The organism is Micromonospora sp. NPDC048894 (assembly GCF_040649765.1).
GTDB lineage: Bacteria > Actinomycetota > Actinomycetes > Mycobacteriales > Micromonosporaceae > Micromonospora > Micromonospora antibiotica.
This window is the reverse complement of the sequence record NZ_JBEZFY010000005.1, coordinates 100,005-124,369: the sequence shown is the minus strand read 5'-3', so window position 1 is coordinate 124,369 and position 24,365 is coordinate 100,005. Positions and strand designations below refer to the sequence as shown.

Sequence of the window (24,365 nt, the reverse complement as noted above, 5' to 3'; positions counted from 1 at the left end):
CCCGGCCGGTACCGGCGTCACCGCCGACACTCCCGCCCGGGCGAGGAATCATGGACACCCGCGACTGGCCGATCCGCGCCAAGCTGACCGCCCTGGTCGTCACCCCCGTGGCCGCCCTGCTGGCGCTCTGGATCTTTGCCACGACGTTGACCTTCGGGCCGGCTCTCGACCTGCTCGCCGCCCGGACCCTGCTGTCGGACTTCGGTCGGCCCGGCGAACAGGTGGTGGCCGAGCTGCAACGGGAGCGCCGGGCCTCGGTGATCCACCTGGCCGGCACCGACACCCTGCCCGCCCTGGCGCAACAGCGGCGCCGCACCGACGAGGCGATCGTCGAGCTGCGTCGGCTGATGGCCGGGGAGCAGCTACGCGACGCCGCAGGCGACCTGCTCAACGCCCGGCTGGACGCGCTCGGCGCCGCCCTGGAGGCGCTGCCCGCCGGTCGGGGGTTCATCGACCGGCGGCAGGTCGACCGGGCCGGCGCGATCGGGCTCTACAGCGGCATGATCTCCTCGGCGTTCCAGGCGTTCGCCGCCACGGCGGCCCTGCCCGACGCGGAGCTGAACCGGCAGGCGCTCGCCCTGACCGCGCTCGGCCGCTCCCGCGAGCTGCTCGGCCAGACCGACGCGGTGCTGGCCGGTGCGTTCGTAACCGGCCGGTTCACCGAGGGCGAGCACCTGCGGCTGGTGCAGACCATCGCCAACGAGCGGTTCGTCGCGGAGGCGTCCGTGGCCGACCTGCCGGCCGCCGACCGGGCCGCCTACCAGCGGTTGGTGGAGGGGGAGGCGTTCGTCCGGCTGCGCACCATGCAGGAGCAGCTGCTGACCGTCGGGCCGTCCGCCGTCCCGCCGATCGACGCCCGGACCTGGCAGGCCAGTCAGGAAGCGGTGCAGCAGGAGCTGCGCGACTTCGAGCTGAGCCAGGCCGACGGGCTGGCCGAGCGTTCGGTGCCGGTCGCCGTCACGATCCTGGCCCGGCTCGGTGTGGCCGGGGTGCTGGGGCTGGCGGCGATCGTGGCGTCGCTGCTGGTCGCCGTCCGGGTCGGCCGGACGCTGGCCCGCCGGCTGTCCGCGGTCCGCGCCGCCGCGCTGGAACTGGCCGAGCACCGGCTGCCCGACGTGGTCACCCGGTTGCGCCGGGGTGAGCAGGTCGACGTGGCCCGGGAGGCCCCGCCGCTGTCCTACGGCGCCGACGAGATCGGCGACGTCGGTCGGGCGTTCACCGAGGTCAGCCGGGTGGCGGTCCGGTCGGCGATCGACGAGGTGACGCTGCGACGGGGGTTGAACGAGGTCTTCCTCAACCTGGCCCGGCGCAGCCAGGGGCTGGTGCACCGGCAACTTGCGGTGCTCGACCGGATGGAACGCCGCGCCGAGGACCCGGACGAACTGGCCGAGTTGTTCCGCGTGGACCACCTCGCCACCCGGCTGCGCCGGCACGCCGAGGACCTGGTCATCCTGGCCGGCGCGGCCCCGGGGCGGGGCTGGCGGCAGCCGGTCGCCCTGCTGGACGTGCTGCGCGGCGCGATCTCCGAGGTCGAGGCGTACGACCGGGTGGACATCGGCCGGGTCGGCCCGGCCGGACTGCTCGGCCGGGCCGTCGCCGACGTCATCCACCTGCTCGCCGAGCTGATCGAGAACGCCACCGCGTTCTCCCCGCCCGAGCGTCGGGTCGAGGTGACCGGGACGCCCGTCGTCGACGGCTACCTCGTCGAGATCACCGACCACGGGCTGGGGATGTCGCCCCAGGCGATCGAGGACGCCAACCGGCGGCTGGCCACCCCGCCGGAGTTCGATCCGGCCGACAGCGCCCGGCTCGGCCTGTTCGTGGTGTCCCGGCTGGCCGCCCGGCACGACGTCAAGGTCACCCTGCGGGCCGGCACGCCGGTCGGGCTCACCGCGCTGGTGCGTATCCCCGCCGACCTGGTCACCGAGGAGCCGCCGATCGCCGCGCCCACCCGGGACCGCCCGGCGGCGTCGGTGTCCCGGCTGACCACGCTGCCCCGACCACGGACCACCCGGACCACCCGGGAACGGCCGGAGCAGACCGTGCTGCCGTTCGCCCCGGCCCGTACCTCGTCGGTGGAGGCCGCCCCCGACGGCGACGGTCTGCCCCGTCGGGTCCGCCGTCGGGGGCCGGCCGCCCACCAGCTGCCCCCGGCCAGTCAGGACGCGCCCGCCGCCCGCTCTCCCGAGGAGGTACGCCGGCAGATGTCGGCCCTCCAGGCCGGTACCGCCCGGGGGCGCCTGGACAGCAGCGGCGTCCACCCGGCGCCGCCGGCCCGGCCCGACCCGACCGCCGGCGACGAGCCGGGACGGACCGACGGCGTCGGGGTGCCACCGTCACCGGCCGGCCCGGCGGCGACGTCCGATTCGACCGCGACTGAGAGGGACGCCTAGTGGTGCACACGACACGGCAGAACGCTGATCTCGGCTGGTTGCTCGACGAGCTGGTGGAACGGGTGCCGGCGGCCCGGCAGGCGGTGATCCTCTCCGCCGACGGCCTGCTGCTCGGCGCGTCCGCCGATTTGGACCGCTCCGACGCCGAGCACCTCTGCGCACTGGCCTCGGGCTTCTCCAGCCTGGCGAAGGGGGCCAGCCGGCAGTTGGCCGCCGGTGGCGTCCGGCAGACCGTGGTGGAGATGGAGGAGGCGTACCTCTTCGTGACGGCCGCCGGTCAGGGGGCCTGCCTGGCGGTGGCCTGCGCGGCGGACGCGGACATCGGCCTGGTGGCGTACGAGATGGCGATGCTGGTCGTCCGGGTCGGCGAGAACCTGACCGCGCCGGCCAGGGCGGCGGCGGGGATCGCCGATGCGGGCTGAGCAGCCGGGTCACCAGCACGAGTGGTTGGACGGCGCAGCCGGGCCGGTCGTACGCCCGTACACCCTCACCGGTGGTCGGGTGCGGCCTGCCGTCGGCGGCTTCGACCTGGTGGCCTTCGTGCTGGCCGCGGCGGGCGTCGACCCGTACGGCCAGCCGGGGTTGCAACCCGAGCACCGCCGGCTGGTGGAGTGCGCCCGGCAACCGGTGGCGGTCGTGGATCTCGCCGCCGACCTGGACCTCGCCCTCGGCGTGGTCCAGGTCCTCCTCGGTGACCTGCTCGCCCGTGGGCTGGTCACCGTGCACGAACCGCCGGCCGCCGCCGGCCTTCCCGACAACGACATTCTCAAGGCGGTGGTCAGTGGACTACGTGCGCTCTGAGCGCGACCCCTCACCGGCCCGGTTGCCCCTGGCCCTCAAGATCCTCATCGCCGGTGGCTTCGGTGCCGGCAAGACGACGCTGGTGAGTGCGCTCAGTGAGGTCCGGCCGTTGCAGACCGAGGAGGTGCTGACCGACGCCGGCATCGGCACCGACGACCTCTCCGGGGTGGAGGGCAAATCGACCACCACGGTGGCGATGGACTTCGGTCGGATCACCATCACCGACGACCTCCAGGTCTATCTGTTCGGCACCCCGGGGCAGGATCGGTTCTGGTTCCTCTGGGACGAGTTGGCCTTCGGCGCGCTCGGCGCGGTGGTGCTGGCCGACACCCGCCGGCTGCCCGACTGTTTCCCGTCGATCGACTACTTCGAGCAGCGCGGCATCCCGTTCGTGGTGGGCGTGAACTGCTTCGAGGACACCCGTCGGTTCGGCGCGGAGGCGGTCCGGCAGGCGCTGGACATCGAGCCGGAGGTGCCCGTGGTGCTCTGTGACGCCCGGGACCGGCAGTCCGGCAAGCTGGTGCTGATCTCGCTGGTGGAGCACGTGGCCCGCCAGCGTGGGGAACCGGTGCCGGTGGGCTGAACCGGCCGGCCGGGTCCCGCCGGTGAGGAAAACCCGGAAATCAGGGGTGACGGCCGGGGATTGCGGGAAGCCTGGAGATCGACGGCGGATTCGGCGGAGGGTGGTTCGGTGACGGGCACGATCGTCCACATCGGCGGTTACACGGCACGGTCGGGCGGGCGCGGGGAGGGCATCGTCGCCGCCCGACGCGATCCGGAGTCGGGGCAGTTGACCCTGCTCGGCACGGTCGCGTCGACCCCGTCGCCGTCCTTCCTCGCCCGCCACCCCGCCCGGCCGGTGCTGTACGCCGTCAACGAGTTGCCCGAGGGGCAGGTGAGCGCCTTCGACGTCGGCCCTGACGGCGGGCTGACCCCGCTGGGGGTGTGGTCGACCGGGGGTGCCGAGCCGGCCCATCTGGCGGTCGCTCCCGACGGCGGGCACCTCTTCGTCGCCAACTACGGCGGGGGCAGCGTCGCCGTCCTGCCGCTGGACGGGCGGGGGGTGCCCGGGGAACGCACCGACCTGGTGATCCACCAGGGGCACGGTCCGGACCCGGAGCGGCAGGAACAGGCGCACTGCCACATGGTGTCGCCCGACCCCGGCGCCGGCCCGCTGCTCGTCGTCGACCTGGGCACCGACTCGATCTACCGGTACGACCTGGACGCGGCCTCCGGCCGGCTGACGCCGCGGGCCCCCCGGGTGCGGACGGCCCCCGGCACCGGTCCCCGGCACCTGGCCCGGCATCCCGACGGGCGGCGCTGCTGGCTCGCCGGTGAGCTGGATGCGACGGTGACCGCCTACGAGGTGACCGCCGAGGGGGTGCTGCACCAGCGGGGCCGGGTGGACGCGAGCGCGCGGGCCGGCCACGTCCAGCCGTCGGAGATCACCGTGGGGCCGGACGGCCGGTTCCTCTACGTGGGCAACCGCGGGGTGGGCACGGTGGCGGTCTTCGCTCTCGACGGGGACCTGCCGCGGCTGGTCGACGAGGTGGACACCGGTGGGGAGTGGCCCCGGCACTTTACGTTGAGCGGGCGGCACCTCTATGTGGCCGACGAACGGGCCGACATGATCCGGGTGTTTTGGGTCGACCCGGACTCGGGCGTGCCGTCGCCGGTGGGTGAGCCGGTGTCGACCGGCAGCCCGACCTGCGTACTGCCCTGACAGATGCCGGTTGTCCAGGGTGGATTCGGGCCACGTCACGAAACGGTCTGATTACGCAGAGTGGGAAAATAGTGATCAACTGTTTCTCCTGCGTAACTTTCGTCCGAACGGTTGTGGCAGTAAGCGCACGAGATACGCAAGATGGTCAGCGTGTCTGGCCGCCATCGCATGCGTTCAAGTATCCGTGGAGCGGGCGCCGCCGCGGCGGCGACCGCGCTCGTCGTCGTGGTCGGCGGCTCCTGGGTCGGTTACCAGCAGCTGGCCGGACCGTCCTGCTCAGGAGGGATCCAGCTCGGCGTGGCCGCCGCGCCCGAGGTGGCACCGGCCGTCGAGGCGGCGGCGGCCCAGTGGGTGGCGGACGGCGCGGCGGTCGGTGGCACCTGCATCAAGGTGAACGTCGCCGCCTCCGAGCCGGTGGAGGTGGCCGCCGCGGTGGCCAGTAAGCACGGGGCCAGCCTCGCCGGGGTGGGACAGGCCAGCGGCACCGCGGTCACCCCCGACGTCTGGATCCCGGACTCGTCGACCTGGCTGCTGCGCCTCAAGAGCGGCGGCGCCACCGCGTTCGCGCCCGGCAACGGCGCCTCCATCGCCCGCAGCCCGGTCGTGGTGGCCATGCCGCAGCCGGTCGCCACCACCAAGTTCGGCTGGCCGGACAAGAAGCTCACCTGGAACGACATGCTGCGCGCCGTCCGCAGTGACAAGCCGCTGCGGGCCGGCATCGTCGAGCCGACCCAGGACGCCGCCGGGCTCTCCGGCCTGCTCTCCCTGACCGCCGCCGCGAGCGGCGGAGGCGGCGACGCCCAGCAGGCGACCACGGCCGCCCTGCGGGCGCTGGCCACCGGCCGGTCGGCGCTGCGGCAGGACCTGCTGGCCCGGTTCCCGCGCTCCAACGACCCGACCTCCATCGCCAGCGCGCTCGGCGCCGCCGCGCTGTCGGAGGAGGACGTCATCGCCTACAACAACACCAAGCCGCCGATCCCGCTGGCCGCGCTCTATCTGGAGCCGTCGCCGATGCCGCTGGACTACCCCTACGCGGTGCTGCCCGGGATCGACCAGACCAAGGCGTCGGCGGCGAAGGTGCTCTTCGAGCTGCTCACCACGCAGGGCTTCAAGAACCGGCTGGCCGTGCAGTCGCTGCGTGCCCCGGACGGCAACTGGGGTGACGGCTTCAAGGCACCGCAGGGTGCGCCGAGCCCGGCCGGCGGCGGTACGGCGGTGCCGCCGTCCGGCGGGACCGCCGCGGGTGGCCTGGACCCGGTGGCCATAGACCGTGCGGTCTCCGGCTGGTCGATCGCCACCCAGTCCGGGCGGATGCTCTGTGTCATCGACGTCTCCGGGTCGATGAAGGCCCCGGTCCCGTCGGCCAACAACGCCAGCCGCGAACAGGTGACCGTGGCGGCGGCCAGCCGGGGGCTGAACCTCTTCGACGACTCCTGGTCGATCGGGCTGTGGACGTTCTCCACCGAACTGGTCGGTTCGCGGGACTGGCGGGAGATCGAGCCGATCAACCCGCTCTCCGGCAACCGGGCCAAACTGGAGCAGGGGCTCGCCGGCATCCGCCCGTCCAGCGGCGACACCGGCCTGTACGACACCATGCTGGCGGCGTACAAGACGGTCCAGGACGGTTGGGAGCCCGGCCGGGTCAATTCGGTGGTGCTGTTCACCGACGGTAAGAACGAGGACAAGAACGGCATTTCACAGAGCGGATTGATCACCCGGCTCAAGCAGCTCAACGATCCGGAGCGTCCGGTGCAGGTGGTCATCATCGGCATCGGCAGTGAGGTCTCCAAGACCGAACTCCAGTCGATCACCAGCGTCACCGGTGGTGGCGCCTTCGTCACCGAGGACCCCTCCAAGATCGGTGACATCTTCCTGAAGGCCATCGCGTTGCGTCCGAACGCGCCGCGTTGAGCCGTCGCACAGGGCAAACGAATCGCTGCATTCGGTGAGAAATAACGCGGTGATGGGATTCCGCCATCTCGGCGGCGAAAGAAAACTGACAGTAATGCGTCCGAAGCAATAGGTGAGCATCATTGTGGGGCAGGATGTCGGGAGCGCTCCGGCCGGCAGGCCCCGCCAGAGGTGAGCATCGGGCTCGGAGCCGACAAGTGTGATGTGGGGGAGGTTGGGTGACCTCGGCAACGCTGTCCACGCCCGTCCGTACCCCGCCGTCGGCGCCAGGTCGCCGATCGGCGGGTACCCGTTCCCAGGCCAACCAGCGGGGCTACGTCCGCACCCTGGTGGTGCTGGACACCGCCGTGCTGTCCCTGGCGGTCCTCGCCGGCTACGCCACCCGCTTCGGCGACGCGGTGCCGCGCGGCTCCGAGATCCCGTACGTGGTGGTGGCACCGGCCCTGGTGCTGGTCTGGTTGGTCTCGCTCAAGGCACTGCGCTGTTACGACGACCGGGTACTCGGCTACGGGGCCGACGAGTACCGGCGGGTCAGCGGGGCCAGCCTGCGCCTGGCCGGTGGGGTCGCGATCGCCGGTTACATCTTCGACGCCGGGGTCTCCCGGGGTTTCCTCGGCATCTCCTTCGCCGTCGGCACGGTCGGGCTGGTGGTCACCCGGTTCGCCGCCCGTAAGGCGCTGCACCGGGCCCGCTGCCGGGGCGACGGATGGTCCCGTCGGGTCCTCGTCGTCGGGGACACCGCACACGTGCTGGAGTTGGTGCACACCCTGCGTCGGGAGCCGTACGCCGGCTACCACGTGGTCGGCGCGTGTATCCCCGACGCGCTGCTCGCCCCCGTGCCGCAACGGCTCAGCGACGTGCCGGTGGTCGGCTCCCTGCGGGGCATCCCGGAGGCGGCCGCCGCGATCGGCGCGGACACCGTCGCGGTCACCGCGTCCGGCGAGTTGACCGCGACCCGGCTGCGCCGGCTGGGCTGGCAGTTGGAAGGCACCGGGATCGACCTGGTGGTCGCCCCGGCGCTCACCGACGTGGCCGGGCCGCGCATCCACACCCGGCCGGTGGCCGGGCTGCCGCTGATCCACGTCGAGGCGCCCGAGTTCCGGGGGGCCCGCAAGCTGGTCAAGGAGTTCGTCGACCGGTCGGCCGCCGCGGTGGCGCTGGCACTGCTGCTGCCGCTGGTGGCGGTGATCGCGCTCGCCGTCAAGCTGGACAGCCGGGGCCCGGTGCTGTTCCGGCAGACCCGGGTCGGGCAGGGCGGCCAGGAGTTCGGGGTGCTGAAGTTCCGCACCATGGTGGTCAACGCCGACGCGCTCCTCGCCGAACTGGCGGCCCGCAACGAGACCAACGGGCTGATGTTCAAGATGCGCGACGACCCGCGGGTCACCCGGATCGGCCGCCTGCTGCGGAAGTGGTCGGCCGACGAGCTGCCCCAGCTGGTCAACGTGCTGCTCGGGCAGATGAGCCTGGTCGGCCCCCGTCCGCCGCTGCCCTCCGAGGTGGCCCGCTACGACGGCGACGTGGCCCGCCGCCTGCTGGTCAAGCCCGGCATGACCGGCCTCTGGCAGGTCAGCGGCCGGTCCGACCTGAGCTGGGAGGACGGCATCCGGCTGGACCTCTACTACGTGGAGAACTGGTCACTCGCCGCCGACCTGACCATCCTGTGGAAGACCTTCGGCGCGGTGCTGCGCGGGCGCGGGGCCTACTGACCCGGCCCCCGCGGCCCGGCCCGCACTCCGGTTCACGGGTGCGGGCCGGGCCAGTCCAGGCAGACGACCACCGCGTCGTCGACCAGGTCACCGGCCACGAAGGCGCGCAGGTCACCGATGAGCGAGCGGACCGCGTCCAGCGGCGTCATCGGTCCGGTACGACGCAGGAAGCGCTCCAGCGCCGTCTCCCCGTACCGGACGTGCCGGTCCGTCGCGTCGAGCACGCCGTCACTGAGGACGAAGAGCCGGTCACCGCGGCGCAGCTCGAAACGCTGGTGCTGGTAGTCGGTGCCCTCGAACATGCCCAACGGGAACTGTTTGTCCAGCACCTGCTCGGTGACCTCGCCGTCGCGCAGCAGCATCAACCGGGGCGACCCGGCGTCCACCGCGGTCAGCACACCGCTGCCCAGATCCAGCTCCATGACCAGGGCGGACAGGTGCTGCTCACCCCCGTGCAGGGCATAGATCGCCTGGTCGGCGAGGGCGACCTGGTCGGCGAGGCCCAGTCCGCCCCGGCGGGCGTTGCGCAGCGCGTGGGTGGCCAACGCGGTGAGCATCGAGGCGGCCACCCCCTCACCCGTCCCGTTGATCGTCGACAGCCACAGCCGGTCGCCGTCGTCGGACCAGTCGAAACTGTCCCCGCGCACCGCGTACGCCGGTTCGAGCTGGCCGGCGAGGCGGAACGACGGCCGGTCCCGGCTGCGTCCCGGCAGCAGTTCCCACTGCATCTCGGCGGCCAGGGTGAGCCGGCGGGCCCGGCGCGAGGTGCGGTACACGTCGGTGCCGGCGGTGACGGCGGCCAACTCGTGCCCCAGGGCGGTGGCGATGCGGGCCAACTCGCCGACGGTGGCCCGGTCGTCGGGCACCGGGGCCAACCGCAGCACCCCGCGCCGTTCACCCCGCATCCCGACGGGGAACCAGCCCACCCCCTCGGTGAGCACCGGCTGCTGGTGGTCGAAGCAGCGCCAGGCCGGGTGACCGGGGCCGCTCACGGGCTCCCCACCGGCCAGCGGCAGCAGCACCGACAACCGGTAGTCGACCTGGAACAGCTCCACGTCGGTGATCCGATAGGCCCGTGTCAGCTCCCCGGCGAGCCGGTCCAGCAGCAGGTCCGCCGGAGATTCGGTCAGCACCTGCCGGGCCCGGGCCTCGGGTCCGCTCGTCATCACGCCTCCTGAAAGCGCAGATCCCCTGGTACGGGGGGTAGTCTCGGGCCCACCATGGCCGAAGAGAGTGGTCCTTACGGATCAGACGTGAGTATGGCCGCCGAGTTGGACGGCGCGACGGGGACCCTGCTGTCTGTGTGGGAGGCGGCCCGGGAGAACACCACCAGCCGGCTGTCCGGCGCGCAGTTGCGCGCCGTCATGGTGGTCGAGCGGTACGACGGGATCAACCTGCGCCGGCTCGCCGCCCTGCTGAACATGTTGCTCTCCTCGGCGAGCCGGCTCTGTGACCGACTGGTCGCCGCCGGCATGCTGGAGCGGGAGCCGGGCCGGTCGGACCGACGGGAGATCGCCCTGCACCTGACCCCGGAGTCCATCCGCCTGCTCGCTGAGCTGCGGCGGGACCGCCGGCAACGGCTCGCCGACGTGCTGGCCGGGATGAGCGGCGAGGGGCGGCAGGCACTGCTGCGCGGTCTGGTGGAGTTCGACCGGGTGGCGCGGGCCCGGGAGGGGGAGACCGGGCCGGCGGTGGAGTTCCGGTCGGCACCGCACCCACCCACCCAGCCCGGTCCGGGCTCCGCCGACCCACCGGCGGCCCGCTCGGCCTGACCCGGGCCGGTCACGGTGGCGTGGCCAGTGCGGTCCGGGCCCGGTGCAGGTGGTCGGCCGAGCGGGGATGCTCGGTCAGCGCGGTGGCACACACCCGCAGCACGTCGTCCACCAGCCGGGCCCCGTCCCTGGTGTCGAGCACCCCCGCCTGCCAACGGACGAACTCGACCAGCAGCTGCGGGTCGCCGATCCGGATCGCCGCAGCCAGCGCGTCGACCAGTTGGGCGACGACCCCGGCGACCTCCTCCGCCCGTTCCGCCGCGGGGGTGACCTCGCGGAGCACGAGCTGGACGAGTTCCCGACGGCGACGCAGCACCGGTACGTACTCGTCGGAGCCGGCCGTCGGCGCGGCACCGGTGTGCGGGGCCGCGAGCAGCGGGCCGGACAGCAGCCGGACGGCGTCCCGGGCGGTGGCGCCCCAGCCGGCGGCACCGACCGCGGTGGCCCAGCGGCCCTCGGGGCCGAAACCGGGCCCGCCGGCCACCACCGGCACCCCGGCCGCCCGGCACGCCTCGACCATCCGCCCCGCCCGCACCAACCGGCTCGGCTGCACGCAGCTCAGCAGCACCGCGTCCGGGCCGGTCTGATGCAGGTAGGAGACCAGGTGCCGGACCGGCACACTGGCGCCGAGGAAGGTGACCCGCCAGCCGGCGGCGCGGACCACCTCCATCACGATCCGGGCGGCCAGCGCGTGCCACTCGCCTTCGACACAGGCCAGGACCACGTGGCCCCGGTCGTCCGTCGGGGCGGTGTGGGCGGCGACCGCCTCGACCACCTGCTCGCTGACGTGGGTGGCCGCGTGCTCCTGGGCGATGCTCCACCGGCCGGACAGCCAGCGCAGCCCCACCTCGCGCTGCGCGACGGCGACCAGGTCCACCAGGACGTCGGCCACCGAGGCACCCGCGTCCAGCAGCCCGGTCGCGAGCCGGATGGCGCCGCCCAGGTCGGCCCGGTCCAGGCAGCCGAGGTAGGCCTGGACGACACCCGGTGCCACCCGCCCCGGTCCGTCCGGTGTGACCCGCCCCGGATCTTCCGGTGTGACCCGCCCAGGATCTTCCGGTGGCGGTCGGCGCGTACCGGCCGGTTCCTCGCCGGTCGCCCGGCCCGGTTCCTCCCGGGTGGGTTCGTCCGGGGTCGGTCGGGTCACGCAGGTTCCGCCGCGCAGACGGCCAGCATCGCGATGTCGTCGTGGCTCTCGCCGTCGAGCCACTCGTCGACGAGCTGGAGCAACCAGTCGATCACGGCGGACGGCGGCAGCCCGGCCACCGAGGCGAGCGCCTGCCGCAGCCGGTGTTCGCCGAACATCTCGACGGCCGCCGATCCACCGCGTGCCTCGGTCACCCCGTCGGTGTACGCCAGCAGCAGTTCCCCCGGGGCGAGCCGCACCTCCACCTCGGCGAACGTCGCCGTGGCGAACGCACCGATCGGCATCCCGCCCACCCGCACCTCGACGATGCTCCCGTCGGCGCGTACCACCAGGGGGGACGGGTGCCCGCCGCCGGCGATCCGGACCCGGACCCCGCCGTCGGACCCCGGCTCGGTGGTGCCCAGCAGCAGGGTGGTGAACTGGCTACGCCGGGCGGCGTCGGGGGAGTCGAACAGTGCCCGGTTGAGCAGTTGGACGAGTTCGTGGGGGCGCTGCTCGACCAGTCGCAGGGTCTGCAACGACTGGCGTACCCGGCCGGTGAGCACGGCCGCGCCGACCCCCTTGCCGCAGACGTCGCCGAGGGCGAACAGGGCGCCGGTGGCGGTGGGGAAGACCTCGTAGAAGTCGCCGCCGATGCGCAGGCTGTCCCCGGCGGAGCGGTAACCACCGGCGAGGGTGACGCCGGGCACCGGGGGCAGCTGCGGGGGGAGCAGGCTGTGCTGGAGCACCCGGGCCAGGTGCGCCTGTTCGCCGTAGAGTTCGGCGGCGGCGATCGCGGACCCGGCGCGGGCGGCGAACTCCCTGGTCAGCTCGATGTCGCGCGGGTCGAAACCGGCCCGCCCCGCCCGCCGGACCAGGATCAACGCGCCAGCCGGCCCACCCGCGCTGAGCATCGGGCTGATCAGCACGGTCCCGGGGCGGCCGAAGGTCTCCGGCAGGACGGCGGTCAGGTCGGCCAGCTCGGCGTCGAGCCAGGGGCTGGGGTCGGTGGACTCGCCGTCGAGCGCCTCGACGAGCCCGGGGACCGCGCCGGCCAGTTGCCGGCTGGCGACCCCGCCGACCGGGCCGGGTTCGCCGTCGGCGTACCGGAACCAGTGCGGGAGGTCCTCGCCGGGCTGTGGTGACCGGTGCACGACCAGCGCGACGTCCGCGAGGTAGGGCACCGGCAGGGTGACGGTGGCCCGCAGGGTCTGCTCGCGGTGCAGGGACAGCCCGAGTCGGCTGCCGGCGCGGGCCAGGAAGGCGGTGCGGGAGCGCTCGGCGAGCAGCGCGTCGGTGCGGGCCTGTTCGTCGGTGACGTCGCGGACATACCAGGCGCAGCCGCCGGTGGCGAGGGGGCGGCAGACGCCGCGCAGCCGGCGGCCGTGGTGTTCGGCGTCGAACGTCCCGGTGCCCTCGACGACCGCCCGGGCCAGCGCCGGCACGGTGTGCGCGGCCAGGTCGACGCCGGGGGCCAGTTCGGGCAGGAGCTGCCCGGCCATCGCGTTGACCAGGGTGACCCGCCCGGCAGGGTCGGTGGTGACCACGGCCTCGGCGAGACCGTCGAGCAGCTCCCGGGCCAGCTGGGGGTCGGCCGGCAGCGACTGGTCCGCCGGCGGCCGGGCCGGCGCGTGCGACACCGGGCCATCCCCGCTGACCGGACCGGCGCGCCCGTCCCGACGGGTGGTCGTCACCGTCGGTCGCCGGGCGCGTCGGTCTGTCGACCTCTGCGCATGCTGGGAGTGCTCTCCTCGGTAGGAATCGTTGCCTCAGGGAAAGCGTACCGAGGTGGGGTGACGATCGCCCAGCCGACAACCGGGGGTCAGCGCGGGTGGGACAGCCACCCGGACGGCCGGGCGATGATCCGGCGGACGACCGAACCGGCCCCGCCGACGGCGGCGGATTCGGCACCGAGCGCCGCCGGGCGCACCGTCACCGGGGACCAGCCGCTGGTGAGCACCCGGTCGTCGAGTTCGGCCAGCACCGGTGGGCACAGCCACGGCGCGAGGGTCGCGTATCCGCCGCCGAGCACGACGGTGTCCAGGTCGAGCAGGTTCACCACCCCGGCGACGGCGACCCCGAGGGCGGTGCCGGCGGCGTTCAGCGCGGCGAGCGCGGCCGGGTCACCGGAGCAGGCCAGGTCGGCCAGCCGGCGGGCGGCGGTGTCGGCGGGCAGGTCCGCGCCCGCCAGCCCGGCCGCCGCCAGCACGGCCTCCTGCCCGGCGTACGTCTCCAGGCAGCCCCGGGCGCCGCAGCGGCAGGTGGGACCACCCGGATCGACAGGTACGTGGCCCAACTCGCCGCTCCAGCCCCGGGAACCCCGGAAGAGCGCCCCGTCGAGCACGATCCCGGCACCGATGCCGATCTCGCCGGAGACGTGCAGGAAGCTCTGTGGGCCGCCGGGGCGGGCGTGCAGTTCGCCGAGCGCGGCGAGGTTCGCCTCGTTCTCCACCACCAGTGGGGGCACCCCGTCGACCGGGTCGGTGAGGGCGGGGTGACCGGCGAGCAGGGCCGGCACGTCCACGTCCCGCCAGCCGAGGTTGGGGGCGAGCCGGACGAGGCCCCGCGCGTCGACCAGCCCCGGCACGGCCAGGGCCGCCCCGGCCAGGCCGAGTCCGGCGTCGTCGGCGACGGTACGCGCCCGGCGGGCCAGGGCGACCAGGGCGGTGAGCGCGTCGGCGGGGGAGAGGGGGCGCAGGTCGATCCGGCGTACCTCGTGGTGCCGGACGGCACCGGTGAGGTCGACCACGCAGGCCGCGAGGTAGTCGACGTTGACCTCCAGGCCGAGCCCGGCCGGGCCGGTGTCGCCGAGCAGCAGCCCTCGGGCGGGCCGGCCGGCACCGGTGCGGGGCGCGGGATCGGCCTCGGTGACCAGCCGGCCGGCGATCAGGTCGTCGACGACCGCGGACACGGTGGCCCGGGTCAGGCCGGTGTCGGCGGCGATCTCGGCCCGGGAGGGCGGCCGGCCGGTGTCGGCGATCCGCCGCAGCACCACGGCGAGGTTGAGTTCGCGCAGGCTTCCCTGGCGGACCGCGCCGACGGTCCGGGTCTCGGTCACCCCTTGACAGTGCCACAGCACGGCCATTTAATTCAACCACTGAACAAATTGCGGGCGACACACCCACCGCCACCACCATCATCCCCACCGGAGGTCTGCCATGGCACCCCGTCCCACCCCCGCCGACAAGTTCTCCTTCGGGCTCTGGACGGTGGGCTGGCAGGCCCGTGACCCGTTCGGCGACGCCACCCGCCCTGAGCTGGACGCCGTCGAGGCCGTGCACCGGCTCGCCGAGCTGGGCGCGTACGGCATCACCTTCCACGACGACGACCTGATCCCGTTCGGCGCCGACAACGCCGCCCGGGAGGCCCAGCTCGCCCGGTTCCGCAAGGCGCTGGACGAGACCGGGCTGGTCGTGCCGATGGTCACCACCAACCTCTTCACCCACCCGGTGTTCAAGGACGGCGGTTTCACCAGCAACGACCGTGACGTCCGGCGCTACGCGCTGCGTAAGGTGCTGCGCAACGTCGACCTCGCCGCCGACCTGGGTGCCAAGACCTTCGTCATGTGGGGCGGCCGGGAGGGCTCCGAGTACGACGTGGCCAAGGACATCCGGGCCGCGCTGGACCGCTACCGCGAGGCCGTTGACGTGCTCTGCCAGTACGTCGTCGACCAGGGCTACGACCTGCGGTTCGCCATCGAGCCCAAGCCGAACGAGCCGCGCGGCGACATCCTGCTGCCCACCGTCGGGCACGCGCTGGCGTTCATCTCCGAGCTGGCCCGCCCCGAGATGGTCGGCCTCAACCCGGAGGTCGGGCACGAGCAGATGGCCGGCCTCAACTACGCCCACGGCATCGCCCAGGCGCTCTGGCAGGGCAAGCTGTTCCACCTCGACCTCAACGGCCAGCGCGGCATCAAGTACGACCAGGACCTGGTCTTCGGCCACGGCGACCTGATGAACGCGTTCGCCCTGGTGGACCTGCTGGAGAACGGCGGCCCCAACGGTGGTCCGGCGTACGACGGCCCGCGCCACTTCGACTACAAGCCCTCCCGCACCGAGGACATCGCCGGGGTGTGGGCGTCGGCCGAGGCCAACATGGCGACCTACCTGCTGCTCAAGGAGCGGGCGGCGGCGTTCCGGGCCGACCCGGAGGTCGTGGAGGCGCTCGCCGCCAGCAAGGTCGGCGAGCTGGCCAGCCCGACGCTGGGCGACGGTGAGGGCTACGCCGGGCTGCTCGCCGACCGGTCCGCGTTCGAGGAGTTCGACGTGGACGCGACGGCCGCGAAGGGCTTCGGCTTCGTCCGGCTCAACCAGCTCGCCGTCGAGCACCTGCTCGGCGCGCGCTGAGGCGGCCCGGCATGCCGCTCGTCGCCGGGGTGGACTCGTCCACCCAGTCCTGCAAGGTGGTGATCCGGGACGCGGAGACCGGCGCGCTGGTCCGTGAGGGCCGCGCGCCGCACCCGGACGGCACCGAGGTCGACCCACGGGCCTGGTGGGATGCCCTGCTGGCCGCCGTCGAGGCGGCCGGCGGGCTGGCCGACGTGGCGGCCGTGGCGGTCGCCGGTCAGCAGCACGGCATGGTCTGCCTGGACGAGGCGGGCGAGGTCGTCCGGCCGGCGCTGCTGTGGAACGACACCCGGTCCGCCGACGCGGCCCGGGACCTGATCGCCGAGGCCGGCGGCGGGGAGACCGGCCGCCGGTTCTGGGCCGACGCGGTGGGGCTGGTCCCGGTGGCCAGCTTCACCGCCACCAAGCTGCGCTGGCTGGCCCGGCACGAGCCGGAGCACGCCGCCCGGGTCGCCGCCGTCTGCCTGCCGCACGACTGGTTGACCTGGCGGTTGGCGGGCGCCCCGGGCCTGGCGGCGCTGCGCACCGACCGGGGTGACGCCAGCGGCACCGGCTACTGGTCGCCGGCCACCGGGCAGTACCGACCCGACCTGCTGGAACAGGCGTTCGGTCGGGTCGTCGAGGTGCCCACGGTGCTCGGCCCGGCCGAGCAGGCCGGGGTGCTCGACCCGGGCGTGCTGGGCGGTGCCGCCGGCCGGCCCGACGGCGCTGCGGGCTCGCCCACGCCGGGCGGGGACGTCCTGCTCGGCCCCGGCACCGGGGACAACGCCGCCGCCGCGCTGGGCGTCGGCGCGGGTCCGGGCGACGTGGTCGTCTCGATCGGCACCTCCGGCACGGTCTTCGCGGTGGCGGACACCCCCGCCGCCGACGCCGGGGGCGCGGTGGCCGGCTTCGCCGACGCCACCGGCCGGTTCCTGCCGCTGGTCTGCACGCTCAACGCGGCCCGGGTGCTCGACTCGGCGGCGACGCTGCTCGGCGTCGACCTCGACGCGTTGTCCGAGTTGGCGTTGAGCGCCCCACCCGGGGCGGACGGCCTGGTCATGGTGCCCTACCTGGAAGGGGAGCGGACCCCGGACCGGCCCACCGCCACCGGCTCGGTGCATGGCCTCACCCTGCGCACCGCCACCCCGGCCCACCTGGCCCGGGCGGCGGTCGAGGGGATGCTCTGCGCGTTGGCCGACGGCCTCGACGCGCTGGTCGCCCAGGGGGCCACCGTCGAGCGGGTGATCCTGGTCGGTGGCGGGGCCCGCTCGGCGGCGGTCCGCCGGATCGCGCCCCAGGTCTTCGGTCGCCCGGTGCTGGTGCCCCCGCCAGGGGAGTACGTCGCCGACGGCGCGGCCCGCCAGGCCGCCTGGCTCGCCCTGGGTGGCGCGACCCCGCCCACCTGGGCGCCGAAGGACACCGAGGAGTACGCGGCGGAGCCCGTCCCCGCCATCCGGCAGCGGTACGCCGAGGCCCGCGACCACACCCTCGACCGGGTGGCCGCGACCGGGGAGTGATCCACCCGACCGGCGACGTCGACCGGTGACCGGCGCACGGGGGCCGGTCACCGGTCGACGACCGGGTCCCCCGTGGTCCTGCCGGTCACCTCCGACGAGGGCCCGGCCACCTGTCGGGCGTGGTGATCCCGCAGGGACGGGGTCGGCGGTGCCGCCCCGGCGGGGGTGCCCGTCGGGCCGGGAGACCCACCTGGTTGGCTGCCGGACATGACCGGCAGCAGGATGCCCCGGCGCGGAAACACGGCGCACCGCCTCTACAGCGTCGTGGTGTTCGTGGTGCTCGCCTCGCTGGACAACGTGGCGATCGGCCTGGTGCCCCCGCTGTACGGGCCGATCTCCGGGGCGCTGGGGGTGCCGCAGCGGATGCTCGGCCTGGTCACGGCGGTGAGCTTCCTGGTCAGCGCGGTCGCGGCGGTGGCCTGGGCGTACGTCGGCGACCGGACCAACCGCAAGCCGCTGCTGATGGTGGGCACACTGGTCTGGGCGGCCGGCACCGGCGGCAGCGCGTTCGCCACCGGTTTCCCGACGTTCCTCGCCGCGCAACTGGTCGCCGCGGTCGGGTTGGGTGCGGTCGGCTCGGTCGGGTTCTCTGTGGTGACCGACCTGATCTCCCCGCGTCGCCGGGGGCTGGTGATGAGCTTCTGGGGGCTGTCCCAGGGGGTCGGCACCCTGGCCGGCACGCTCACCGGCGGGCTGCTCGGCGCGACCGACTGGCGACGCCCGTTCCTGCTGCTCACCGTGGTCGGTCTGGCCGCCACGGTGGCCTACCTGCTGACGTACGACATCCGGCGCGGGCAGAGCGAACCGGAGCTGGCCGGGGCGATCGAGGCGGGCGTCGAGTACGACTACCGGATCACCCGGGCCGACCTGCCGCGCATCCTGGGCCGGCGGACCAACCGCTGGTTGATCATGCAGGGCCTCACCGCGCAGGCGGCGTTCGGCTCGCTGGTGTGGCTGCCGGTGTTGTTCGCCGAGCGGGCGCAGGGGCAGGGCTACTCGGCGGCGACGGCGGTCGTGGTGGGCAGCGTCTTCGCCACCCTGTTCCAGCTCGGCGGGGTGTTCTCCATCGTCGGCGGGCTGGCCGGGGACGCGCTGCAACGGCGTACCCCCCGGGGGCGGGCCCTGGTCGCGGCGGTCGGCATCCTCGCGGCGCTGCCGTTCTACCTGGTGCTGTTCTTCGTGCCGATCCGGATCGACGTGCCCGACGGCGGCGGCACCGGCGCGGTGGTGGGTGCGGTGCTGGCCAGCGTGGTGACCGAGCCGACGGTCGGGCTGAGCCTGCTGACGGCCCTGGTGGCGTTGGCGCTGACCTCGGCGAACTCGCCGAACTGGTTCGCCCTGATCGCCGACGTCAACCCGCCGGAGCACCGGGGCACCGTCTACAGCCTGGGTAACCTGGTCAACGGGGTCGGCCGGGCAGCCGGCAACGGGCTGGTCGGGGCGGCCTTCCACGCGTTGCGGGTGGCCTTCCCGCCGCCGTTGAACTACGCGGTCGGGCTCGCCGCGTTCCAGCTCTTCTTCATCCCTACCGGGCTGATGTACTGGCTGGCCTCGCGCACCTCACCCCGCGACATCACCGCGGTTCGCGACCTGCTGCACGACCGCGCAGCCCGCCGCTGACCTGCCCGCCGGGGCCTGCCTGCCGGGGCCTGCCTGCCGGGGCCTGCCTGCCGGGGCCGTGTCGCTCCCGCTCGGTCGGGCCGGGCAGGTACACCCCGTCGCGTCCTTTCGAGCTGATGACGTTGACGGATCACCAGCCAGCCCGAACGCGTCGCCGTCCGTGGCCCGCCATCGTGGCTGAGAGGCCGGTGTGGGCGGGACGGGACGTTCCCGGCCGATCGGCTTGGGGCGGGTCTTCCGCCGCTGAGCTGCTGTCGTCACTTTGGTGGGTGCGTGTCATCCGGGTCGGTGAGTCGCTGACGTCATCAGCTCGAAAGGACGCGACCGGCAGTACCCGGGCCCCGGTCCCGTCCCGCCCGGCAGGTGTCACCGGTGAGCCCGAGCGTCGGCACCGCCGGGGAACTGCACCGCCTGAGCGCCGGGCACCGTCGGGAGTGAAGCCGCCCGAGCGCCGGGCACCGCCGGGCGCTGCACCAACGGGTGGATGCAGCGCCCGGCGGTGCCGGAGTGGGTCAGGAGTGCCGGACCCAGACCGTGACGTCGGTGGGAACCCGGCCGTCGGCGTCCAGCGGCGCGCTGCTGTGCAGCAGCTCCCCGGCCGGGGGCGGCACCGCGGCCGTGCCGAAGTTGGTCAGCACGGTCAGCCCGGCGTTGCGGAAGATCAGCGTCTCGTCGCCGGAGGAGAGCCACTCCAGGGTGCCCCGACCCAGGCCGTGCTCGCGCCGCAGCCGCAACGCGGTCCGGTACGTCTCGTACGTCGAACCGGCCACCCCCTGCTGCCGGTCCAGGGCGTACTCGGCCCACAGCGGCGGTTGCGGCAGCCAGCTGGCGTCGGTCGGGCCGAAGCCGTACGACGGGGCGTCGGCCTCCCACGGGATCGGCACCCGGCAGCCGTCCCGGCCCCGCTGGGTGTGGCCGCTGCGCTCCCAGGTCGGGTCCTGCCGGGCCTCGTCGGGCAGCGTGGTGTGCTCCGGCAGCCCCAACTCCTCGCCCTGGAAGAGGTAGGCCGAGCCGGGCAGGGCCAGCATCAGCAGGGTGGCCGCCCTTGCCCGGCGCAGGCCCAGCGCGGCGTCCGGCTGGGGGTCGCCGATGCCGATGCCGTTGGGTCGGCCGCCCTGGGCGGACAGGCCCATCCGGGAGGCGTGCCGGATGACGTCGTGGTTGGACAGCACCCAGGTGGTGGGGGCGCCGACGGCGTCGGTGGCCTCCAGTGAGCGGGTGATCACCGCGTACTGGGCGGGGGCCGTCCAGGCGGCGAGCAGGTACTCGAAGTTGAACGCCTGGTGCATCTCGTCGGGGCGGACGTAGCGGGCGATCCGTTCGGCCGGCTCCACCCATGCCTCGGCGACCAGGATCCGCGCGCCGTCGTAGGAGTCGAGCACCTGCCGCCAGTCCCGGTAGATCTCGTGGACGCCGTCCTGGTCCCACATGGGTGGGCGCGGCTTGTCCGCCTCGTTGCCGGAGAGGATCTCCTGCGGCTCCTCCCAGTTGGCCAGGTCGGCCTGTTTGATCAGGCCGTGCGCCACGTCCACCCGGAAGCCGTCGACCCCCCGGTCCAGCCAGAACCGGAGCACGTCCAGGAACTCGGCGCGGATCTCCGGGTTGTCCCAGTTGAGGTCGGGCTGGGCGGTGTCGAACAGGTGCAGGTACCACTGGCCGGGCCGGCCGTCGGGCTCGACGAGCCGGGTCCAGGCGGGGCCACCGAAGACGCTCTGCCAGTCGTTGGGCGGCGTCGCGCCGTCCGGGCCGAGGCCGTCGCGGAAGATGTACCGGGCCCGCTCGGGGCTGCCGGGGGCGGCGGTGACGGCGGCCCGGAACCAGCGATGCGCCGACGAGGTGTGGTTGGGCACCAGGTCGACGATCACCTTGAGGCCCTTCGCGCGGGCCTCGGCGATCAGCGCGTCGGCGTCGGCCAGGCTCCCGAACAGCGGGTCGACGTCGCGGTAGTCGGCGACGTCGTAGCCCGCGTCGGCCTGCGGCGACGGGTAGAACGGCGACAGCCAGACGGCGTCGACACCCAGCTCGGCCAGGTGCCCGAGCCGGGCGGTGATGCCGGGCAGGTCACCGATGCCGTCGCCGTCGGAGTCGGCGAAGGACCGCGGGTAGATCTGGTAGATGACGGCTTCGGTCCACCATCCGTGGGCCACGCCCATGGACTGGTCCTGCTGCCTCGCGTCGGTGTTCAGAGCCTTCTCCCTGTGTCGAGCGTGCCGTGCCGTGCGGGGGTGAATCCGTTCAGTGTGCCCGGGGAGGGGCGGTCGATTCCCGTACCACCAGCCGAGTGGGCAGGATCACCGGCGGGGTCGGCGTGGTGCCGTCGCCGTCGGCCCCGCGGGGAGCCGGCACCCGTCCGGCGTACGGCTCGACGGTGCCGGTGCCCAGCGGATCGAGCAGCAGCCGGGCGGCGAGCCGGCCCTGCTCGGCGGCGGGCTGGGCGATGGTGCTCAGCCCGAGCACGCCGGACAGGTCGTGGTCGTCCACGCCGATCACGCTGACGTCCTGCGGCACCCGCAACCCGGCGTCGCGCAGCGCGGTCATCGCGCCCATCGCGATCTCGTCGCAGGCGGCGAAGATCGCCGTGGGTGGTTCGCCCCGGGCCAGCAGTTCGACGGTGGCCTGGTTGCCGCCGTCGATGGTGAACTGCGACTCCATGTCCAGGCTGGGATCGGGGCGCAGACCCGCGCGGCGCAGCGCCTCCCGGTAGCCCCGACGACGGTCGGTGTGGGTGGTGAAGGCCAACTCGTCGGTCGGGTCGCCGGAGATGTGGGCGATCCGTCGGTGGCCCAGGTCGAGCAGGTGCCGGGTGGCGGTCCGGGCCGCCGCGACGTCGTCGATCCGGACGCAGGGCCAACCCGGCACCGTGCTGCCGGAGCTGATGGTGATGCCGGGCAGGTCCAGCTCGGCCAGGGCGGTCAGGTCGGCCGGCCGTAGCGGGGTGGCGACCAGCACGATCGCGTCGACCCGCTTGTGCAGGTTGGCGGTGCGCAGCACCCGCTGCCGCACCTGCTCCCGCCCGCCGAGGTTGTAGAGCAGCAGGTCGTAACCGGAGTCGTGGAGGAACTCCTCGACCGCCTCGACGACGGTGCCGAAGAACCAGCGGGTGATCCGGGGGACCACCACGGCGACGGTGCCGGTCCGGCCGCCGGCCAGTCGGGAGGCGCTCGGCGACACCGCGTACTGGAGCTGTTCGGCGGCGGCGAGCACCCGGCGGCGCGTCGCGGCCGACACCGTCGGCAGGCCGCGCAACGCCCGTGAGACGGTGGCGGTGGAGACCCCGGCCAGCCGGGCCACGTCGTCGATCCTGGTCACGCTGTGGTTCCCCCGCTCCGCGCCGCCCTCCGCCGCCGCCCGGTGCTGCCGGGCGGCGGCGAATGGACCTCAACCCTTGACGCTGCCGGCGAGCAGACCGCGCACGAAGAAGCGCTGCAACGACAGGAACACGACAAGCGGTACGACGATCGAGACGAACGCGCCGGCCGTGAGCCGCTGCCACTCGTTGCCCCGGGTGCCGGCCATCTCGGCCAGCCGCACGGTGAGTGGGGCGGTCTCGTTGCCGCCCCCGGCGAAGATCAGTGCGACCAGCAGGTCGTTCCAGACCCAGAGGAACTGGAAGATGCCGAAGGCCGCCAGGGCCGGGGTGATCAGCGGCAGCACGATGGTGCGGAAGATCTTGGGGTGGGTGGCCCCGTCGACCCGGGCCGCCTCCATCAGGTCCCGGGGCAGCTGCGAGACGAAGTTGTGCAGCAGGAACACCGCGAAGGGCAGCGCGAAGCAGGTGTGCGCGAACCACACCTGGGCGAACTTCTGCTCGTCCACCAGGTTCCAGGCCGGCATCAGCTGCACACCGGCCACGGTGACCCCGGTCGAGAAGAACTTCAGCAGCGGCACCAGGGCCATCTGCAACGGCACGATCTGCATCGCGAAGATCGCGATGTAGAGCCAGTCCCGCCCCCGGAAGTTGATCCAGGCCAGTGCGTACGCGGCGAGTGAGGCGAAGGCCAACGGGAACAGCACCGAGGGGATGGTGATGGCCAGCGAGTTGATGAAGTAGCTGGCCAGCTGCCCCGACGAGGAGGACGAGCCGAAGAGCACGTCCTGGTAGTTCTCCAGGGTGAACTGCGGGTCGGTGAAGAACGTCCACCAGCCGGTGGACTTGATCTCCGCCTCGGGGCGGAACGAGGAGATGAACAGGCCGAAGGTCGGGATCGTCCAGAGCAGCGCGATCACGATCGAGACCAGGGTGGCGGTGCGGCTGTTGAGCCGGTTACGGACCCGGCCGGCGGTGGTGGTCGGTTTCCCGGCGGCCTGGGCCCCGGCTCCGACGGTGGGCGTGGCGGTGGTCATCTCAGCCCTCCCGCTGTTGACGCAGGTTGCGGATCTGGTAGATCACGATCGGGATCACCAGGATGAAGAGGAAGACCGCCAGGGCGGAGCCCTGCCCGTTCTCGCCGTACCGGAACGCCTGGTTGTACATCTCGTTGGCGATCACGCTGGTGTCGTAGTTGCCGTTGGTGGCCGTCCGGACGATGTCGAAGACCTTGAGCGTGGCGATCGACAGGGTCACCACCACCACGATCAGCGCCGGACGGATGCTCGGCATGGTGATCTGCCAGAACATCTGCCACGGGCTGACCCCGTCGAGGCGGGCCGCCTCCACGATGTCCGCCGGGATCGCCTTGATCGCCGCGGAGAGCACCACCATGGCGAAACCGGCCTGGATCCAGACCATGATGACGATGAGCAGGAAGGTGTTCAGCGGTGAGTCGAGCAGCCACTGCCGGGGTTCTCCGCCGAGGCTGACCACGACCTGGTTGAGCAGGCCGATCTGGTCCTGGTCCTCGCTGCGGTAGGCGTAGACGAACTTCCAGATGATGCTGGCGCCGACGAACGAGATCGCCATCGGCAGGAAGATCAGTGACTTGGCGATGGACTCGAACCGGGCCTTGTCCACCATCACGGCGTAGAGCAGGCCGAAGCTGGTGGCCACCAGCGGCACCAGCAGCACCCAGATGAGGGTGTTGAGCAGGACCCGGACGATCGAGTCCTCGGAGAACATCCAGCTGTAGTTGCTCAGCCCCACCCAGTCTTTGCTGCCGGCGTCCATGAAGGAGAGCAGGACGGTCCGCAGCGCCGGCACCACCAACCCGATGCTGAGCAGCAGCAACGTCGGCAACAGGAAGAACAGCGCGAACAGCCCCTCCCGCGGCTTGCGTCGGCGGGGCAGTGGACCACCGCCGGTCGAGGCGGCGACCAACTGCGCCTCCCGACGGCGGGCGAACCAGGCCGGCACCACGTCGAGGAGCAGGAGCAGACCGCCCACCACCGCGACGAAAGCGATCAGCCCGTACATCAGCATGAGGAACTTCGGCTGTTCCTCAGCGAAGTCGAACTCCATCGACCCTCCCTCTCAAGGGTTCGGTATCAGACGGTGGCCCGGCCCGTGGGTACGGACCGGGCCACCGTCTCAG

19 protein-coding genes are annotated in these 24,365 nt (G+C 73.4%); 11 read left to right on the top strand and 8 right to left on the bottom strand.

Translation table 11 applies throughout. The annotated features are described in order from the left end of the window. The first annotated feature begins 50 nt into the window (after positions 1–50). The 7 genes from AB0C22_RS12710 (at position 51) to AB0C22_RS12680 (ending at position 8,534) form a co-directional block, all read left to right on the top strand. A complete protein-coding gene (locus AB0C22_RS12710) occupies positions 51–2,393 on the top strand; it encodes a nitrate- and nitrite sensing domain-containing protein (protein ID WP_357534963.1) in 2,343 nt (780 codons plus the stop codon). Further along, positions 2,393–2,815 (top strand): roadblock/LC7 domain-containing protein, encoded by a 423-nt coding sequence (locus AB0C22_RS12705; protein ID WP_219464408.1) that lies wholly within the window; start codon positions 2,393–2,395, stop codon positions 2,813–2,815. The genes AB0C22_RS12710 and AB0C22_RS12705 overlap by 1 nt, the downstream gene beginning before the upstream one ends. After that, a complete protein-coding gene (locus AB0C22_RS12700) occupies positions 2,805–3,194 on the top strand; it encodes a DUF742 domain-containing protein (protein ID WP_208568447.1) in 390 nt (129 codons plus the stop codon). Before AB0C22_RS12705 ends, AB0C22_RS12700 begins: the two co-directional genes overlap by 11 nt. Next, positions 3,175–3,777, top strand: coding sequence for an ATP/GTP-binding protein (locus AB0C22_RS12695; RefSeq protein ID WP_208568448.1), 603 nt, complete (start codon positions 3,175–3,177; stop codon positions 3,775–3,777). Before AB0C22_RS12700 ends, AB0C22_RS12695 begins: the two co-directional genes overlap by 20 nt. A gap of 108 nt (positions 3,778–3,885) precedes the next feature. After that, positions 3,886–4,917: a lactonase family protein gene (locus AB0C22_RS12690; protein WP_219464407.1), complete on the top strand. Its 1,032-nt coding sequence runs from the start codon at positions 3,886–3,888 to the stop codon at positions 4,915–4,917. Positions 4,918–5,085: 168 nt separating this feature from the next. Next, positions 5,086–6,828 carry a substrate-binding domain-containing protein gene (locus tag AB0C22_RS12685; protein WP_357534960.1) on the top strand — a complete coding sequence of 581 codons (1,743 nt, stop codon included), beginning with the start codon at positions 5,086–5,088 and terminating at the stop codon, positions 6,826–6,828. A gap of 233 nt (positions 6,829–7,061) precedes the next feature. Then, the gene (locus AB0C22_RS12680) at positions 7,062–8,534 is read left to right on the top strand and encodes a sugar transferase (RefSeq protein WP_255598569.1); all 1,473 of its coding nucleotides are present in this window, start codon (positions 7,062–7,064) and stop codon (positions 8,532–8,534) included. 32 nt (positions 8,535–8,566) lie between these two features. Here the strand turns inward: AB0C22_RS12680 and AB0C22_RS12675 are convergent, their stop codons facing one another. Next, a complete protein-coding gene (locus AB0C22_RS12675) occupies positions 8,567–9,700 on the bottom strand; it encodes a PP2C family protein-serine/threonine phosphatase (protein ID WP_357534958.1) in 1,134 nt (377 codons plus the stop codon). A 93-nt stretch (positions 9,701–9,793) separates the two neighbouring features. Between AB0C22_RS12675 and AB0C22_RS12670 the strand changes: the two genes are divergently transcribed. After that, complete coding sequence (locus tag AB0C22_RS12670; protein WP_208568506.1) at positions 9,794–10,306, top strand: MarR family transcriptional regulator; 513 nt, start codon at positions 9,794–9,796, stop codon at positions 10,304–10,306. A 10-nt stretch (positions 10,307–10,316) separates the two neighbouring features. Here the strand turns inward: AB0C22_RS12670 and AB0C22_RS12665 are convergent, their stop codons facing one another. From AB0C22_RS12665 to AB0C22_RS12655, 3 genes are all read right to left on the bottom strand, one after another. Beyond that, positions 10,317–11,300, bottom strand: coding sequence for a cobalamin-dependent protein (locus tag AB0C22_RS12665; protein WP_357534956.1), 984 nt, complete (start codon positions 11,298–11,300; stop codon positions 10,317–10,319). A 149-nt stretch (positions 11,301–11,449) separates the two neighbouring features. After that, a complete protein-coding gene (locus tag AB0C22_RS12660; RefSeq protein WP_357534954.1) occupies positions 11,450–13,072 on the bottom strand; it encodes a PP2C family protein-serine/threonine phosphatase in 1,623 nt (540 codons plus the stop codon). Positions 13,073–13,254: 182 nt separating this feature from the next. Beyond that, positions 13,255–14,517 (bottom strand): ROK family protein, encoded by a 1,263-nt coding sequence (locus AB0C22_RS12655; protein ID WP_219464401.1) that lies wholly within the window; start codon positions 14,515–14,517, stop codon positions 13,255–13,257. 73 nt (positions 14,518–14,590) lie between these two features. On the opposite strand from AB0C22_RS12655, the gene xylA reads away from it, so the two are divergent. The 3 genes from xylA (at position 14,591) to AB0C22_RS12640 (ending at position 18,897) form a co-directional block, all read left to right on the top strand. Further along, positions 14,591–15,778, top strand: coding sequence for a xylose isomerase (xylA, locus tag AB0C22_RS12650; protein ID WP_208568456.1), 1,188 nt, complete (start codon positions 14,591–14,593; stop codon positions 15,776–15,778). Between the two features lie 11 nt (positions 15,779–15,789). Beyond that, on the top strand, positions 15,790–17,277 hold the full coding sequence (xylB, locus tag AB0C22_RS12645; protein ID WP_219464400.1) for a xylulokinase: 1,488 nt from the start codon (positions 15,790–15,792) through the stop codon (positions 17,275–17,277). A gap of 207 nt (positions 17,278–17,484) precedes the next feature. After that, positions 17,485–18,897 carry an MFS transporter gene (locus AB0C22_RS12640; RefSeq protein WP_219464399.1) on the top strand — a complete coding sequence of 471 codons (1,413 nt, stop codon included), beginning with the start codon at positions 17,485–17,487 and terminating at the stop codon, positions 18,895–18,897. 512 nt (positions 18,898–19,409) lie between these two features. Here the strand turns inward: AB0C22_RS12640 and AB0C22_RS12635 are convergent. The 4 genes from AB0C22_RS12635 to AB0C22_RS12620 form a co-directional block, all read right to left on the bottom strand. Then, entirely contained in the window at positions 19,410–21,050 is a 1,641-nt protein-coding gene (locus AB0C22_RS12635) for a glycoside hydrolase family 13 protein (protein WP_357534951.1), read from the bottom strand. Between the two features lie 82 nt (positions 21,051–21,132). Further along, positions 21,133–22,206 (bottom strand): LacI family DNA-binding transcriptional regulator, encoded by a 1,074-nt coding sequence (locus tag AB0C22_RS12630; protein WP_219464397.1) that lies wholly within the window; start codon positions 22,204–22,206, stop codon positions 21,133–21,135. A gap of 69 nt (positions 22,207–22,275) precedes the next feature. Continuing rightward, on the bottom strand, positions 22,276–23,241 hold the full coding sequence (locus tag AB0C22_RS12625) for a carbohydrate ABC transporter permease (protein ID WP_208568461.1): 966 nt from the start codon (positions 23,239–23,241) through the stop codon (positions 22,276–22,278). Between the two features lies 1 nt (position 23,242). Then, on the bottom strand, positions 23,243–24,292 hold the full coding sequence (locus AB0C22_RS12620) for a sugar ABC transporter permease (protein WP_208568462.1): 1,050 nt from the start codon (positions 24,290–24,292) through the stop codon (positions 23,243–23,245). Between the last annotated feature and the right edge of the window lie 73 nt (positions 24,293–24,365).